Origin of the sequence: Pseudomonas tehranensis, assembly GCF_014268615.1 — a bacterium.
GTDB classification, from domain to species: Bacteria; Pseudomonadota; Gammaproteobacteria; order Pseudomonadales; family Pseudomonadaceae; genus Aquipseudomonas; species Aquipseudomonas tehranensis.
On record NZ_JABWQV010000466.1, the window covers coordinates 1 to 1026 of the forward strand.

1 protein-coding gene is annotated in these 1026 nt (G+C 57.1%); it reads left to right on the plus strand.

Annotation, left to right across the window (positions count from 1 at the left end; genetic code table 11):
- Nucleotides 1–75 precede the first annotated feature (75 nt).
- Nucleotides 76–918 (plus strand): mechanosensitive ion channel family protein, encoded by an 843-nt coding sequence (locus HU811_RS27000; RefSeq protein WP_186659164.1) that lies wholly within the window; start codon nt 76–78, stop codon nt 916–918.
- Nucleotides 919–1026 lie beyond the last annotated feature (108 nt).

Sequence of the window (1026 nt, forward strand, 5' to 3'; positions counted from 1 at the left end):
CCAGCGGGAGCAAGCTCCCTCGCCACAGGGTATTTGCACAAGTCTTACGTGGTAACAGGAATAAAGGAGAAGTAGATGGACTTGAACGCTGAAGTGGACAATTTGATCAAGGCGTCCGAGGCCTGGATCCCCATGATTATGGAGTACGGCAGCCGGGTGCTGCTGGCGGTGATCACGCTGGCCATCGGCTGGTGGCTGATCAACAAGGTAACCCACAAACTCGGCGGGCTGCTGGCACTGCGCAATGCCGACCTGGCTCTGCAAGGGTTCATCAGCAACCTGGCGAACATCATCCTCAAGATCCTGCTGATCGTCAGCGTGGCGTCGATGATCGGCATTGAAACCACCTCGTTCATCGCGGCCATTGGTGCAGCGGGCCTGGCGATCGGTCTGGCTTTGCAGGGCAGCCTGGCGAACTTCGCCGGTGGCGTGCTGATTCTGTTGTTCCGCCCGTTCCGCATCGGTGACTGGATCGAAGCCCAGGGCGTGGCCGGTACGGTCGACAGCATCCAGATCTTCCACACCGTGATTCGCACCGGTGACAACAAAACCGTCATCGTACCCAACGGCAACCTGTCGAACGGCATCATCACCAACACCAATCGCCAGCCGACCCGCAAAGTGGTGTTCGATGTAGGCGTGGATTACCAGGCCGACCTGCAAAAGGCTCGGGAAGTGTTGCTGGAGCTGGCCAAGGACGAGCGCGTACTGGCCGACCCGGCGCCGGAGGCGGTGATTTCGACCCTGGGTGACAGTTCGATCACGGTGTCGCTGCGGGTATGGGTCAAGACGGCCGATTACTGGAACGTGATGTTCATGTTCAATGAACAGGCCCGAGATCGTTTGAAAGACGCGGGGATTGATATTCCGTTTCCACAACGCGTTATTCGTATGGTTCACGAAGGGGCAGCGCAATAACGCTTTGAATGCATCAAGAGATTGTTAGTTAGCTTGCTAATTACGAAGTTGTTTTTAAGCTGACATGCAATGGATACAAAAAAACCCCCCCCCCCCCCCCCGGGGGGG

What these genes read in the sequence shown, in the direction of transcription:
- HU811_RS27000 (WP_186659164.1), top strand. Translation starts at nt 76, where the DNA reads ATGGACTTGAACGCTGAAGTGGACAATTTGATCAAGGCGTCCGAGGCC.